The sequence below is a fragment of the Bacteroides graminisolvens DSM 19988 = JCM 15093 genome, from assembly GCF_000428125.1.
Taxonomy (GTDB): Bacteria; Bacteroidota; Bacteroidia; order Bacteroidales; family Bacteroidaceae; genus Bacteroides; species Bacteroides graminisolvens.
This window is the reverse complement of sequence record NZ_KE386627.1, coordinates 489989-505359: the sequence shown is the minus strand read 5'-3', so window position 1 is coordinate 505359 and position 15371 is coordinate 489989. Positions and strand designations below refer to the sequence as shown.

Sequence of the window (15371 nt, the reverse complement as noted above, 5' to 3'; positions counted from 1 at the left end):
TTAAGTTTGTGAAATGACGGTGTATTTTTATCTGCTAATTTTGATAATGCAAAGATAGAGGCTTGTTTTAGGCACTACAATACCGTTAATGAGTTATATTTAATACCTTTTTTATGGTATATTATTTAAATTTTTTAGTTTGAGTTTTACTTTTTATATAACAAAAAAGCAGCGAAACTGACCGGTTAAGGTGGTTTCGCTGCTTTTTTTGTTAGATAATTGAAGGCGACTTAGCAATCTATCAGATTAAAATACTATTTTTGTTATCTATAACTAAGAGGAAGCAAAATGAAATCGTTAGAAGTCAAGAAGTACAAGAATTTTGAGCACCTGACATTGAATGATTTGGCCAACATCAATTTGATTGTTGGAAAAAACAACGTGGGTAAATCTGCTCTGCTTGAGGCAGTATCTATATTTGCGTCAAACGGAGATTTGGAGCAAGTAAAAGCTGTGTTGGCAAGTCGGGGAGAAGGTGTTGGCTTTTCGTCTTCGGTTGAGAAATCGGCTGAAAAAGAGATGGAACGATTTCTTTCTTTGTACCATCAATGGAATGTACCGGATTTTTTAAATCATCCCATTGAAATATCTGCTAACGAGAAGTTATCCGGTCGTAAAACAAAATTTTCTATGCGCTTAGCCGGGTATATCAAGAGTCTAGAAACAGATTCGCAAGGTTTTGAAAGACCGTATAAATTGCTGGAAGATAATAATGAGGCGATGTTTGAAAATCCCGATATACACATTGGGTTGTTGTTGAACTATGACGAACGTAAAACGTTTTATATGTTTAACGGGGAACGCAAAAGAAATCCGGCTGAGGGATCGAACGCTTTTGAATACGTGCGCACGAATCAAATCATGGGAGATAAGAACCCCAAATTGTATGATAAGATAGCGCTAACTCCGAATGAAAAGTATATTATTAAGGCTCTCCAAATTATTGAACCGCAAATTGAAAATATCAATTTCTTAAAAGATGACAAGGCACCCGGCCAATCGGATGAACGTGTGCCGTTTGTAGTCTTTAATAATTCTTCAAAACGATATCGGCTTAGCGCAATGGGTGATGGTATCAATCGAATTCTGACTATTATATTGGCCATGTTGAATTGCGAAAACGGAGTTTTATTGATTGACGAATTTGAGAATGGATTGCATTACTCTGTTCAGTATCAACTATGGAAGGTCATAAATGATCTTTCAACGAAACTAAATGTACAAGTGTTTGCAACGACTCACAGTATGGACACGCTTCGAAGCCTGTCTGAATTGATCAATGACTATCCAATAGAAGAAATGCAAGACAAGGTGGCTTGTTATTACTTGCAAAGAACCCAAACAAATGAAATAAAAGGTTATCGTTACAGTGCCGATAATTTTGAGTTTTTGATCAATAAAGGGGAGGATATTAGATGAGTAAGGTTTGCATCTTTATTGAGAGTGATAAGGAAACTACAAATGAAGGGCATTTTGTTCGTCACATGGCTAAACTGGTTTATGCCGGTGATTCAAAAGAAATAGAAATAGTCGGAACAGGTGGATATACAAACTTAGATCAGTTTGCTGTTCAGATGCAAAGAAATACAGATAATGGCATAAAGAATTTAGTGATTTTTGATGCTGACTTTCCCAAAGAGGGTGGATTTGAGAAGAGAAAAGCTGAACTGTTGAGTGTAAAAGCGGAGAAGGGAGTAGACTTTGAATTGTTTCTTTTCCCCAATAATAAAGATGACGGAACATTTGAGCATCTTTTGGAGCATCTTGCAACAGAAGAGCACAAAGGTTTGCTGGAATGTTTTGAGGGTTACGAAAGCTGTATAAGAGGCCGGAATAATCCTAAGTATATATCTCCTGATCAGAAGGCTAAAATGTATGCTTATGTCAGTACACAAACAGATCCGAAATATATAAAAATGTTCAAAAAAGGCGATTGGCGTTTTAACCAAACAGATTTGTGGAATTTAGATGTTGACTACTTAACACCCTTGAAAGACTTTCTTTCTTCAAATTTGGAGTAAGCGTTACCACATACTATTCAATATAACAAAAGCAGCGAAACTGACCGGTTAAGGTGGGTTCGCTGCTTTTATTGTTTAAAATGTATCCTTTATTTTTTAAGGGTCTCAAAAATCTTCTTCATCCAGGGTTGTTCTTTGGGTTGATAGGAGAGCTCCTTTTTCAGTTCCTCTACCTTGGTTATGCGGTGAGCGGTAAGCGGGTGCGTGCTCAGTATCTGGGGCATGAAACCCGATGATTCCTTCTGCAAATGCAGCAAGAGCTTGGTCATGCCGTTGGGGTCAATGTGGTTGGCAATGAGTAGCTCCACAGCACCACGGTCGGCCTCGGTTTCAAACTCGCGTGAGTAAGTGAGGCTGCTTAGTGTGTGCACGTTCTGGCTGATGACGCCCATGATGCCGTTCACATCACTCAGCACGGCGGAGAGGAAGAGGTAGCCCGATAGGTCGCGCGCCAGCATCTTCATGGAGTGGCGGTGGTTTACGTGCATGGCTTCGTGTGCCAGTACACCGGCCAGTTCCTCGTAGCTGTCCATGGCATCAAGCAATCCGGAGTACACCACAATTTCACCGTTGGGCAGCGCGTAGGCATTCACCACACTGGAGTTGACCAAGGTAAAGCGCAGCGGGCGGCTGTTGCCGAAATTCATCAGTGCGGCAAACTGCTGTAGCTGTACGGTCTTTACGCTGTCAACCTCTTCCGGACTGATGTACTTCATGATGTACATGTCGCCCAGGCGGTTGTCATAACTTTCGGGTAGCATGTTCACGGTTTTCTCGGCCATCCACGGCAGTACAAAAATATTGCACACGATAATCAGGGCAATGATTCCCACTGCAATGAGGCAGTGTATCTTCCAACCCAGATCGATAAGGCGGTGGTAGATGTCACTGTGTCCGTAGCGCCGGCGTAAACGCTTCAGCGCCTTCACAAAAGCGGTGTCACGTACCTGTAAAATCTCCATGATGGAATTCTGGCAGTGCAGCTCGGTCATGTTGCCCACGGTGTGGTAGGTAACCAGCGCTATGCGCCATTCTTTCTTACCCGTGTGGGTGGTAAACTGCAACGAGGCATCTGCTTCGTTGAGCATCACGGTTACCGGATGCGCAACGGAAGAGATGCCGTCGAAGTATGTTGCTGTGGTTTCAATCATCAGAATACAAAGTCAATGTCGAGCATATCCGAAAGATCCTCACCCGTTGCATCGGTGTAGGCATCTTCCGTTTGCTGAAGCTCTGATAAGTCAATCTCACCCTCCAATTCAATGTGTTGAACGAGGTAATTCATGGTGCGGGTTACCACAAAGGCATAACCCAGCCCGAGCGTAAAGATGAGAATGAACAGGTTAACAATGAAAAGTCCCCAGAAACCACCACCTGTTGCGGTAGATTTCATGCGCATAGGTTTATCATCTTTGTACAGCACCAAGTTGTCAACATAGTAGGCGAAAAGCTTATTCAACCACCAGGGTATGTAAATGCCCAGTGTGATTATAGAAAGAAAGTATCCTATAATATTGAGCAAAAAATAATCAAGGCCTTCGCCTTTGTATAAAAAGCGGGCATTGCCCATGCGTACATTTTCCAATACGTATTTGCGCATGTTCATCTCCATCCAAGCACCGTAAATTCCAAATGTGATGAGGGTAAGGAATAACCATTTTGCCATGTTGAGAATCAATTCTGTTTTCTGCCCGCGATAACCGAAGCGGATGCCCCTCCACGAGGTGCGCGACATGCGGTAGCGGTAAGAACCGTGTATGGCCAGCGGTATCAGTGCGATGAGTCCCGCGTAGAGGTACACAACTGCCCAGATGGGCATCTCGGCTGCTGCCAGGGCAAAGAACCCGCCGTAGATGATGGCAAAAATCAAAATAGCTTTGATGAATCCTTTGAACATTTCCTTACCGGTGCCGTGAAACGTGAAGCGATCGCCTTCCAGTTCGGTGGCACCATACAGGTATTGTAGTTGCCGTGCTTTGGCCCAAGGGTAATACAGGCCGATTGTAATAACTGTGAGGAGCCAGTTGACAATGACGATACTGAAATATTCTCCTCCTTTTCCATGAAAATTTAGTGAGTAGTTAGTAACAGATGGTTGTGTGTTCTCTGCAATAGTAGTGTTTTCTTCCATAAAAATGATTTTAATAGTTTTTGCAAATATGGCAAAAATATTTAATTACGAACCAGGAATTATTTGTTTTTTTTTGTGTCATTCTGAATTAATATTAATTTTGCGTCGAATAAACAGTTTATATTATGAAAAAGATCTTAATGGTTACTGCCATGTTGACTTTTGCATTGGCAGCTAGTGCTCAGTTTTATTTGGGCGGTTCGGTTGGTGTATCTACAAACACTGTCAGGTTTCAAGGTGAACACAGTACGCTGGCCACGTATGGTATAGTTCCCGAAATGGGATATAATATCAGTAATGTCTTTGCAGTAGGTGTTGCTGTAGGGGTTAAGTACACCGTACCGGGAGAGGAAGATGATTACACTACTTGGGATGTTAGTCCGTATTTCAGAACTACATTTGCCAATGTGAGGTCTATGAAATTCTTTGTTGACCTGAGTCCTTGTTATCAGAAATATACCAATAACACTACTGATATATCGGCTGATGGATTTGGTTTTTCTGTAAATCCTGGGTTTAGAGTGAATCTCACCGATAAACTTGAGTTTTTAGGAAGAACATCTATTTTTTCGTATCAAAAGTTAAGTCGTAAGGGCTATAAAACAACTAATACCCAATTTGCGATTCCCAGTGTAGCGCAACTAGGTTTGCAGTATAACTTCTAGCGGTCAAAATAAAAGCTACATTAATTTGATATAGATAAAGTGGGGGGCTTGTGCAATACAGCTCCCCACTTTTCCATTTTAACTCCGCAAACATTGAGTACAACGCACCATTCTTTGCGTCTTCTTAGCTGAAACATTAATTATCTAAACAATAACGAAATGGCGAACCTAAGAAGGCTCTTGTTGGGCGCATGCGTGTTTTTACTTTGTGCATGCGGCAAAACAACTGTAAACATTATCACTCCTCCCGATGCATCGGTGCGTGCGCAGTTTGGCGCGGAACAGCTCAAAACTACGCTCGAAGAAGCCGGATACAACGTCCGGATGCACACAGCCGCATCTGCCGGAAAGGTAAAGGGAAAAACTATTTTTATTCATCAAAAGAATGATGAGGCAAACCTGAAGAAAGAAGGTTTCAGTATAAAAACAACCGGCGAGCTTACCGAGCTGACCGGCTTTGATGGCAACGGGGTTATTTATGCCTGCCGCGAACTGATTGACCATGTAAACGGCAACAAAAATCTCGATTTCCCCAAACAGGTAACCGATGCTCCCGAAATGGTGTTGCGCGGTGCATGTGTGGGCTTGCAGAAAACGACTTACCTACCGGGACACAATGTGTACGAGTATCCGTACACGCCCGAGAACTTCCCTTGGTTTTACGACAAAGAGCAGTGGATTAAGTACCTCGACATGTTGGTGGAAAACCGCATGAACACGCTATATTTGTGGAACGGTCACCCGTTTGCTTCGCTGGTGAAGCTCAAGGAGTATCCGTTTGCACTAGAGGTCGATGAGGCTACCTTCAAAAAGAACGAAGAGATCTTCTCGTTCCTGACCAAGGAGGCCGACAAGCGCGGTATCTTTGTGATTCAGATGTTCTACAATATTCTCCTGTCGAAACCGTTTGCCGATCATTACGGACTGAAAACGCAGGATCGTAACCGTCCCATCACGCCGCTCATCAGCGACTACACCCGTAAGTCGGTTGCGGCATTCATCGAAAAGTACCCCAACGTGGGCTTGTTGGTGTGTCTGGGTGAAGCCATGGATACGTATGAAGATGATGTGGAGTGGTTTACCAAAACCATTATTCCGGGTGTGAAAGACGGACTCAAAGCATTGGGCCGTACCGATGAACCTCCTGTGTTGTTGCGTGCACATGACACCGACTGCAAACGGGTGATGGATGCGGCATTGCCTCTGTATAAGAACTTGTACACCATGCACAAGTACAACGGTGAGTCGCTCACTACGTACGAGCCTCGCGGACCTTGGTCTCAAATTCACAAGGATCTCAGCTCGCTGGGTAGCATTCACATCAGTAACGTGCACATTTTGGCTAATCTGGAGCCGTTCCGTTGGGGATCGCCCGACTTTACGCAGAAGGCTGTGCAGGCCATGCACGATGTGCACGGTGCCAACGCGCTTCACCTCTATCCGCAAGCTTCTTACTGGGACTGGCCTTACACGGCCGATAAGCTGAAAGACGGTAAGCGTCAGTATCAGCTGGATCGTGACTGGATTTGGTACAAGGTGTGGGGTCGCTACGCGTGGAACTGCCGCCGTGACCGTGCCGATGAGGTTGATTACTGGAAGAAGGAACTGGGTGAGTATTACGGTGCTGATAGCAATACAGCAGCTAACATATTGGAGGCTTATGAGCAGTCGGGTGAAATTGCGCCGAAGTTGCTTCGCCGTTTCGGTATCACCGAGGGTAACCGCCAGACGCTGTTGCTGGGTATGTTCATGAGTCAGCTGGTGAATCCGTATAAATACACCATCTATCCGGGCTTCTATGAGAGCTGCGGTCCCGAAGGTGAGAAGCTGATTGAATTTGTTGAGAAGGAATGGAAGAAGCAACCACACGTGGGTGAGCTTCCGCTGGATATAGTGGCACAGGTTATAGAGCATGGCGACAAGGCCATTGCGGCTATTGATCGTGCTGCGGCAAGCATCGGTAAGAACAAGGATGAGTTCGACCGTCTGCGCAACGACATGCATTGCTACCGTGAGTTTGCCTATGCTTTCAACCTCAAGGTGAAGGCTGCTAAACTGGTACTCGATTATCAGTGGGGTAAGGACATGGCCAACCTCGATGCTGCCGTGCCGTTGATGGAACAGAGCTTGGAGCATTACCGCAAGCTGGTGAGTCTGACCAAGGATGCTTATTATTATGCCAACAGCATGCAAACGGCTCAACGTCGCATCCCCATTGGTGGAGACGATGGCAAAAACAAAACTTGGGAAGAGTTGTTGGTACATTATGAAAAGGAATTGACTAACTTTAAAGCCAATTTGGCAATGTTGAAAGACAGGGCCAACGGCAAGGGGGTAGCTACAGTAAAAACCATTCAGGCACTGCCTGCTGCCAATGTGAAGTTGGCCGGTGCTACTTCGTTGGTGAAGCTCGACAAGGGTGTGCGTCTGTTCAGCAACGTTCCCGGTGCTGTAGAGGACTTGGCTCCTGAGTTGGTGGGCTTGCAGGCTTTCACGTTCAACGGCGACAAGCAGCGTGAGGTGGGTACAACCATCGAATTCGAGGCGAAAGAGCCGGTGAAGCTGTTGGTGGGTTACTTCCGCGATGACCAGAAGAAGTATGCCAAAGCGCCGAAGTTGGAAACGGATGCGGCAGCCAACGAATACGGGCAGGCCGAAGCGAAGCTGACCAATGCCATCCGCATTGACGGCATGCCGCTGGCCGATGTGCATGCGTATCATTTCCCTGCCGGCAAACACAAGCTGTTGCTGCCCAAAGGGTACTTGATGGTGTTTGGTTTCACCAGTGCCGATATAACGCCGCGCAACGCTGCGCTGGCCGGTGCAGAGGAAACAATGGACTGGTTGTTCTATTAGGATATGATGTTTTTATAACTAAATAGAGAGGAATGGAGGGTGTGCCTGGTTAGTAAAGCAGGTGCACCCTTATTACAAAAAATAGTAGGTTTATGAAGAAATTTGGTTGGTTGCTTTTCTGCTCTTTCTTTGCCTTGGCGCTCCATGCTCAACGGGAGGTGCCGCAGAAAAAGATGCAGGAGATTTACGAACAGGTGCGCACGCCGTTTAAGTACGGACTGGTACTGGCACCGCAGACGAACAATTACAAGATGGACTGTCCCACGGTATTCCGCCACGGCAACAAATGGTACATGACGTTTGTGATTTACAACGGTCGTACCGGTAAGGACGGACGTGGATACGAGACTTGGCTGGCCGAGAGTGATAATCTGCTGAACTGGGATATCAAAGGGAAACTGCTGTCTTTTCGTGACGGCATGTGGGATGCCAACCAGCGGGGTGGCTTTCCGGCGTTGCCCGATACGGAATGGGGCGGAAGCTATGCGTTGCAGCCTTACAAGGGTAACTACTGGATGACGTACATCGGGGGTGCCAATGCGGGCTACGAAACGGGACCGCTTTACATCGGTTTGTCGTGGACGAAAGAGAAGAACCTGGGTAAGGCGGTGGAGTGGACTGCTGCCGATAAACCGCTGCTTTCTGTAGAGGACAAGGATGCGCAATGGTTTGAGAACCTGACGCAATACAAGAGTACCATTTACTGGGACAAGCAGAAAACGCTGGGTTATCCGTTTGTGATGTTCTACAATGCCGGTGGCCGTCACCCTGAAACGAACCTGAAAGGGGAACGGGTGGGTATTGCGCTTTCTAAAGACATGAAGAAGTGGAAACGTTACGAGGGCAATCCGGTATTCGCACACGAATCGCAGGGTACCATCACGGGCGATGCGCACATTCAGAAGATGGGTGATGTGTATGTGATGTTTTACTTCTCGGCCTTTGAACCTTCACGCAAGTACAAGGCGTTCAATACGTTTGCGTGCAGCTACGACTTGGTGCACTGGACCGACTGGCAGGGGGAGGATCTGATCATTCCTTCTAAAAACTATGATAATTTGTTTGCGCACAAGAGTTATGTGATTTACCACGAAGGGGTGGTGTATCATTTTTATTGTGCGGTGAACAAGGATGATCAGCGTGGCATTGCGGTGGCTACGAGCAAACCGCTGGGGCGCTCTGAGGTGCGTTTTCCGCAACCGGAAACCAAAGGGCGTCGTGAACTGGTGGATTTGAATGCGGGCTGGCAAACGGCTTTGTTGCCTGAGGCAAAGGGCACGAATGTGGCTGCTCAGCAGGAAGTGAACACGGCTGCTCTGTCGTGGAAGACGGTGAACGTACCTCACAACTGGGATGATTACTACGGCTATCGTCAGCTTACTCACGGTAACTTGCACGGTACGGCTCTTTATACGAAAACATTTACGGCTCCGCAACCCCAAGCGGGCAAGCGTTATTTCCTTCGTTTCGAAGGGGTGGGCACGTATGCTGCCATTACGCTCAACGGCAAGGATTATGGTCGCCATCCGGTGGGGCGCACAACGCTTACGCTCGATGTGACCGATGCCTTGAAGCCGGGTGCAGAGAATCAGTTGGTGGTTCGTGCAGAGCATCCCGATATGATTGCCGACATGCCTTGGGTGTGCGGTGGCTGTTCGTCGGAATGGGGCTTTAGCGAAGGCTCTCAGCCGTTGGGCATTTTCCGTCCGGTAGTGCTCGAGGTAACCGATGAGGTACGTATTGAACCGTTTGGTGTGCACATCTGGAATGACGACAAGGCGCAGACGGTGTTCGTGGAAACGGAAGTGCGCAACTACACCAACCAGTCGCAGAGCATTCAGGTGGTGAACAAGCTCAGCAATGCCGATGGTCTTCAAACGTTCCGTCTGGCACAGGATGTGGTGTTGGCTCCGGGTGAAACCAAGGTGATTAAGCAATCGGCTCAGGTGGAGAATCCTGCTCTGTGGAGCGTGGAGAATCCGTATTTATACAGTCTGGCTTCCATGATTAAACGGGGCACAGCTACTACGGATGAGGTGACTACGCCTTTTGGTATTCGTACCATCAGCTGGCCGGTGAAACGTAACGATGGCGACGGACGTTTCTATCTGAACAACAAACCGGTGTTCCTGAATGGGGTTTGCGAGTACGAGCACCAGTTTGGGCAGAGTCATGCTTTCAGCAAGGAGCAGGTGGCTGCCCGTGTGAAGCAGATGAAGGCTGCGGGCTTCAATGCTTTCCGTGATGCACACCAGCCTCATAACCTCGACTATCAGAGGTATTGGGATGAGGAGGGTGTTTTGTTCTGGACTCAGCTGTCGGCCCACGTGTGGTATGACACGCCCGAGTTCCGCGAGAACTTTAAGAAATTGCTTCGCCAGTGGGTGAAGGAACGCAGAAACTCTCCGTCGGTTGTGATGTGGGGACTGCAAAACGAGAGTGTGCTGCCCAAGGATTTTGCCGAGGAGTGCAGCAACATCATACGCGAAATGGATCCTACTGCCCGCAACATGCGCGTAATTACGACGTGCAACGGGGGTAGCGGTACCGACTGGGATGTGGTGCAGAACTGGAGCGGCACCTATGGCGGAAAGCCGGAGAATTATAACCGCGAACTGGCGCAGAAGGATCAGTTGCTGAACGGTGAGTACGGGGCGTGGAGAAGCATTGACTTGCACACGGAACCGGGGGCGTTTCAACAAGACGGCGTGTGGAGTGAGGACCGCATGTGTCAGCTCATGGAGATGAAAATCCGTAAGGCGGAACAGGCTAAGGACAGTGTGTGCGGACAGTTTCAGTGGATTTACAGCAGTCACGATAATCCGGGACGCCGTCAGCCCGATGAGGCTTACCGCAAGGTCGACAAGGTGGGACCGTTTAACTACAAGGGGTTAGTCACTCCGTGGGAGGAACCGCTGGATGTGTATTACATGTATCGTGCCAACTATGTGCCTGCTGCGAAAGATCCGATGGTGTATCTGGTGTCGCACACGTGGCCCAATCGTTTTGCGCAGACGGGTCGCAGACGTACTACCATCGAGGTGTATAGCAATTGTGACTCGGTGTTGTTGTACAACGATGCGGGCAATCAGGCTTTTCTGGGTCGTAAAAAGAACAACGGGGTGGGAACGCATTTCATGTGGGAACACCGTGACATTCGCTACAACGTGCTTCGTGCAGTGGGTTACTTCCAAGGAAAGGCGGTAGCCGAAGATTTGATTGTGCTCAACGGACTGGAGACGGCTCCCGGTTTTGATGCGTTGTACCAGGATAATGAGAAGTATGGTGCACTGCTCAAAGGTGCTCAGGGATATGAGTATCTGTATCGTGTGAATTGCGGTGGCGACGAATACAAAGATGAATACGGTCAGCTGTGGATGCCGGACAACAACAGTGTGTCGCGTAGCTGGGCTGCCGATTTTGAGGGGCTGGATCCTTACCTGGCTAGTCAGCGGAAAACAAACGATCCTATTAAGGGAGTGCGTGACTGGTCGCTGTTGCAGCATTTCCGTTTCGGAAGGCACAAGCTGGCGTATCAATTCCCCTTGCCCAACGGTAAGTACCGTGTGGAGCTCTATTTTGTAGAGCCTTGGCATGGAACGGGTGGCAGTGAGAAAACGGATTGCGAGGGACTGCGCATCTTTGATGTGGCGGTGAACGGTCATACGGTGATTGATGATTTGGATATCTGGGCGGAAGCCGGACACGATGCTGCTTTGAAAAGGGTAGTGGAAGCGGAGGTGAAGGATGGCAAGCTGGTCATTGACTTCCCCGAAGTGAAAGCCGGACAGGCGGTGATATCTGCCATTGCTGTTGCCCGCATGGGTGCCGGTGGGGTTGTACCTGAACAGGTGAGTGCTACGCTACTCGAGAACAGTCGTCAGGCTGCTACGTGGAGCTGGGCTGCTGCCGATGCGGATACATTGGTCAAAACACCCAAAGAGATGTTACCCGAAGACCTGAATGTGCGTGCTACGGCTACTTACGAAGCTGAATCGGCCAAATGCAAAGGGGCTTTCACGAAGGTGGAGCACCGCAAGCAAACGGGCATTCGTTTTAACAAGGCTAAGGCGGGTAGCATTGAGTGGAATGTGTCTACCGGACTGGCGCAGGTGTACGCGCTTCGTTTCAAGTATATGAATACCAGCGGGAAACCGAAAACAGTGCGTTTACAGTTTGTAGCGGCCAACGGCACGGTGCTGAAGGATGATGAGATTTCATTCTCCGAAGCACCCGAGAAATGGAGGCTGATGAGCACCACAACGGGTACGTTCATCAACGCAGGGCATTATAGGGTGATCCTTTCTTCGCCGGATATGAACGGGTTGTGGCTGGATGCGCTCGATGTGCAATAAGGTGTAACGATTAAGACGAATGAGTATAAAATGAGGAAATTAGCTTATACAATATGGGGCGTTTGTTGTGTGCTGGGCAGTGTGGCCGGTGCACAAGTGCCCGATGATTCGGGGCGGACAGCCGACTGGGAGAATCATCATGTGTTGCAAATAAACAGGGAGCCTGCAAGGGCTGCTTTCTTTGGGTATGATAAAAAGGCGGGCGACCGTCTTTTATCGCTCAACGGTACCTGGAAGTTCCATTGGTCACCAACGCCTCAGGGGCGGGTGAAGGATTTCTACCGCTTGCCGTTCAACGATTCTTCGTGGACGGACTTTAAGGTGCCTGCCAATTGGGAGAATAACGGTTACGGAACACCCATTTATGTTTCGGCAGGTTATCCGTTCCGCATTGATCCTCCGCGGGTTATGAGCGAGCCGAAGAAGACGTACACCACGTTTGTTGAACGCAACCCGGTGGGGCAGTACAGAAGAGAATTTGCTTGTCCGGCTCACTGGCAGGGCAGCGGACAAACGTTCCTTCGTTTCGATGGTGCCATGAGTGCTTTTTATGTTTGGATAAACGGAGCCTTGGTTGGTTACAGTCAGGGCAGCATGGAGCCCAGCGAATTTAACGTTACCCGTTACCTGAACAAAGGTAAAAACCTCATTGCTGTGGAGGTGTACAAATATAGTGATGGTTCGTACCTGGAAGATCAGGATTTCTGGCGCTTCGGAGGTATTCACCGCAGCATTACGCTGTTTCACACGGCCGACGTACGTATCAATGATTTTTCGGTGCGTACGCAGCTCGATGACAGCTACACCGATGCCACGCTTCAGGTTGATCCGGAGCTGGCGGTATTTGGTAGCGAACGGGGCAAGGGTTACCGGGTGGTTGCCCGTTTGGAAGATGCGAATGGTCGTGTGATCTCTTCTGCTTGGGCAGATGCGGAGCCTATTCTCGATCTGGATCACAAGGCATCTATCATGAACGAATGGTTTCCGCAACGCGGACCTCGTAAGACGGGACGCATCAGCATGGAGGTGAAGAATCCGTTGAAGTGGACAGCCGAAACGCCTAACCTGTATAGCTTGTATCTGTGTTTGAACGACAGCAACGGGGTGACTCGTGAGCAGGTGCGCACGCAGGTGGGTTTCCGCAAGGTGGAGGTGAAGAATGGCTTGTTGCTGGTCAACGGTAAACCCATCCGCTTCCGCGGGGTGAACCGCCACGAGCACGATCCGCTTACGGCACGTGTGATGAGTGAAGAGCGCATGTTGCAAGATATTTTGCTGATGAAGCAGGCCAATGTAAATGCCGTGCGTACCAGTCATTACCCCAATGTAACCCGTTGGTATGAATTGTGCGACAGTCTGGGGCTTTATGTGATGGACGAGGCCGACATTGAGGAACATGGTTTGCGGGGTACGTTGGCTAGCACACCCGACTGGCATGCAGCGTTTCTGGATAGGGCGGTGCGCATGGCTGAACGCGATAAGAATCATCCGTCTGTTATTATGTGGAGCATGGGTAACGAAAGCGGTTACGGACCCAACTTTGCTGCTATCTCAGCATGGTTGCGCGATTTTGACTCCACTCGTCCGATACACTACGAAGGTGCACAGGGAGTCGACGGTGAACCCGATCCGGTTACGGTAGATGTGATCAGTCGTTTTTATCCGCGTGTGCAACAGGAGTACCTCAACCCGGGCATAACCGAAGGAGCCGATAAGGAACGTGCGGAAAATGCTCGTTGGGAACGACTGCTCAGCATAGCACAGCGCACGAATGATAACCGTCCGGTACTGACCAGCGAGTATGCTCATTGCATGGGCAACGCGTTGGGTAACTTCAAGGAGTATTGGGAAGAAATATACAGTCACCCGCGTATGGTGGGCGGCTTCATCTGGGATTGGGTGGATCAAGGTATCTACAAAAAACTACCCGATGGCCGAACCATGGTAGCCTATGGCGGTGATTTTGGCGACGTGCCCAACCTGAAAGCATTCTGCTTCAACGGGGTGGTACGCAGCGACCGGGAAATTACGCCCAAGTACATGGAAGTGAAAAAGGTATATGCTCCGGTTTACCTGTCGTTGAAAGACAACAGCGAATTGCAGGTTACCAATCACAACCACCACATCGGCATGGAAGGCTATCGCTGTTTGTGGAGCATCAGTGTTGACGGCAAGGTAAAGAAACAAAGTGAACTGGCGTTGCCGATGGTAGAGCCGGGTAGCACGGCTACGGTTACGCTTCCTGCCGTTATCAGCGGGTTTGCTGCTCCACAAGGCAGTGACGTTCGTTTGCTGGTGCGTGTGGTGTTGCGCAATGATTGCACATGGGCCAAAGCCGGGCACGAGGTTAGCTGGGAGCAGTTCTGCTTGCAAGCCGGTGACACCGCTTCGGCACAGCTTCTCAACAAAGGGAAACTGCTGGTAGAGGAAGCGAATGATTCACTCCTCACGGCGAAGACAAAAGGTTTTTCTGCGGGGTGGAATACCACCAACGGCCAATTGGTTTCGCTTTGCTACAACGGGAAAGAGATGCTGGCACAGGGGTTGTACACACAAGCGTTTCGTGCACCGACCGATAACGATAAAGGATTTGGCAACTGGCTGGCTAAAGATTGGGAGCAACACGGACTCAGTACGCCGCAACACGCTTTACGCTCGTTTGCACACCATCTGCGTGCCGATGGAGCCTTGTTGGTTGAAGCGGTGACCGAAAATAAATACAACCGCGGAAGCGTGGTAACTGCTACCGTTTACACCGTTACGGCACAGGGACAGGTGGATGTGAAGGCTACTTTTACTCCGGAAGGAGAACTGCCCGAATTGCCCCGTCTGGGAGTCAGCATGGCAATTACAGCCGGATACGAAAACTTTGCATGGTACGGCAGGGGACCGCTCGACAGCTATCCGGATCGTAAAACAGCTGAGACTATCGGTCTTTGGAACGGCAAGGTGGCTGCACAGTACACCTCGTATCCTCGTCCGCAAGAGAGTGGCAACAAGGAAGAGGTGCGCTACTTGCGGCTCACAGATGCCAAAGGGCAGGGCATACAGGTAGAGGCTGTAGGAAAACTGTTTGCTGCTTCGGCACTGCATTTCACCGCGCAAGATTTGGCAGGTACGGCCCACGATTGCGACTTGAAACCCCGTCAGGAAGTGATCTTGAATTTGGATGCGGCTGTACTCGGACTGGGGAACAGCAGTTGTGGTCCCGGTGTACTGAAGAAGTATGCCATTGAAAAGGTACCGCACACCTTGCATGTACGCTTTCAGAAGGTGAAATAATTCCGTAGCCCGCATGCGTGGGTTGCGCTGATCTATAAAAATAAATCCGCCTCAGAAAGGA

Annotated in this window: 8 protein-coding genes; 6 read left to right on the top strand and 2 right to left on the bottom strand. The window is 48.8% G+C overall.

The features are described from left to right. The first annotated feature begins 288 nt into the window (after positions 1 to 288). Both C511_RS16985 and C511_RS17340 read left to right on the top strand, forming a co-directional pair. On the top strand, positions 289 to 1419 hold the full coding sequence (locus tag C511_RS16985; protein ID WP_024995727.1) for an AAA family ATPase: 1131 nt from the start codon (positions 289 to 291) through the stop codon (positions 1417 to 1419). Next, positions 1416 to 2021 (top strand): DUF3226 domain-containing protein, encoded by a 606-nt coding sequence (locus C511_RS17340; RefSeq protein WP_024995726.1) that lies wholly within the window; start codon positions 1416 to 1418, stop codon positions 2019 to 2021. Before C511_RS16985 ends, C511_RS17340 begins: the two co-directional genes overlap by 4 nt. Before the next feature lie 89 nt (positions 2022 to 2110). On the opposite strand, the gene C511_RS0114590 is transcribed toward C511_RS17340, so the two are convergent. Both C511_RS0114590 and C511_RS0114585 read right to left on the bottom strand, forming a co-directional pair. Beyond that, a complete protein-coding gene (locus C511_RS0114590) occupies positions 2111 to 3172 on the bottom strand; it encodes a M48 family metallopeptidase (protein ID WP_024995725.1) in 1062 nt (353 codons plus the stop codon). Further along, positions 3172 to 4152 carry a YjgN family protein gene (locus tag C511_RS0114585; protein WP_051260536.1) on the bottom strand — a complete coding sequence of 327 codons (981 nt, stop codon included), beginning with the start codon at positions 4150 to 4152 and terminating at the stop codon, positions 3172 to 3174. Before C511_RS0114585 ends, C511_RS0114590 begins: the two co-directional genes overlap by 1 nt. A gap of 125 nt (positions 4153 to 4277) precedes the next feature. Between C511_RS0114585 and C511_RS17335 the strand changes: the two genes are divergently transcribed. The 4 genes from C511_RS17335 to C511_RS0114565 all read left to right on the top strand — a co-directional run bounded on the left by C511_RS17335 (position 4278) and on the right by C511_RS0114565 (position 15310). Next, a complete protein-coding gene (locus tag C511_RS17335) occupies positions 4278 to 4817 on the top strand; it encodes an outer membrane beta-barrel protein (RefSeq protein ID WP_027318336.1) in 540 nt (179 codons plus the stop codon). Between the two features lie 159 nt (positions 4818 to 4976). Continuing rightward, positions 4977 to 7673 (top strand): alpha-d-galacturonidase, encoded by a 2697-nt coding sequence (locus tag C511_RS0114575; RefSeq protein ID WP_024995722.1) that lies wholly within the window; start codon positions 4977 to 4979, stop codon positions 7671 to 7673. A 92-nt stretch (positions 7674 to 7765) separates the two neighbouring features. Further along, on the top strand, positions 7766 to 12028 hold the full coding sequence (locus tag C511_RS0114570) for a beta-d-glucuronidase/beta-L-arabinofuranosidase (RefSeq protein WP_027318335.1): 4263 nt from the start codon (positions 7766 to 7768) through the stop codon (positions 12026 to 12028). A 30-nt stretch (positions 12029 to 12058) separates the two neighbouring features. Further along, entirely contained in the window at positions 12059 to 15310 is a 3252-nt protein-coding gene (locus tag C511_RS0114565; RefSeq protein ID WP_051260535.1) for a glycoside hydrolase family 2 TIM barrel-domain containing protein, read from the top strand. Positions 15311 to 15371 lie beyond the last annotated feature (61 nt).

What these genes read in the sequence shown, in the direction of transcription:
- C511_RS17340 (WP_024995726.1), top strand. Translation starts at nt 1,416, where the DNA reads ATGAGTAAGGTTTGCATCTTTATTGAGAGTGATAAGGAAACTACAAAT.
- C511_RS0114585 (WP_051260536.1), bottom strand. Translation starts at nt 4,152, where the DNA reads ATGGAAGAAAACACTACTATTGCAGAGAACACACAACCATCTGTTACT.
- C511_RS0114590 (WP_024995725.1), bottom strand. Translation starts at nt 3,172, where the DNA reads ATGATTGAAACCACAGCAACATACTTCGACGGCATCTCTTCCGTTGCG.
- C511_RS0114565 (WP_051260535.1), top strand. Translation starts at nt 12,059, where the DNA reads ATGAGGAAATTAGCTTATACAATATGGGGCGTTTGTTGTGTGCTGGGC.
- C511_RS0114570 (WP_027318335.1), top strand. Translation starts at nt 7,766, where the DNA reads ATGAAGAAATTTGGTTGGTTGCTTTTCTGCTCTTTCTTTGCCTTGGCG.
- C511_RS16985 (WP_024995727.1), top strand. Translation starts at nt 289, where the DNA reads ATGAAATCGTTAGAAGTCAAGAAGTACAAGAATTTTGAGCACCTGACA.
- C511_RS0114575 (WP_024995722.1), top strand. Translation starts at nt 4,977, where the DNA reads ATGGCGAACCTAAGAAGGCTCTTGTTGGGCGCATGCGTGTTTTTACTT.
- C511_RS17335 (WP_027318336.1), top strand. Translation starts at nt 4,278, where the DNA reads ATGAAAAAGATCTTAATGGTTACTGCCATGTTGACTTTTGCATTGGCA.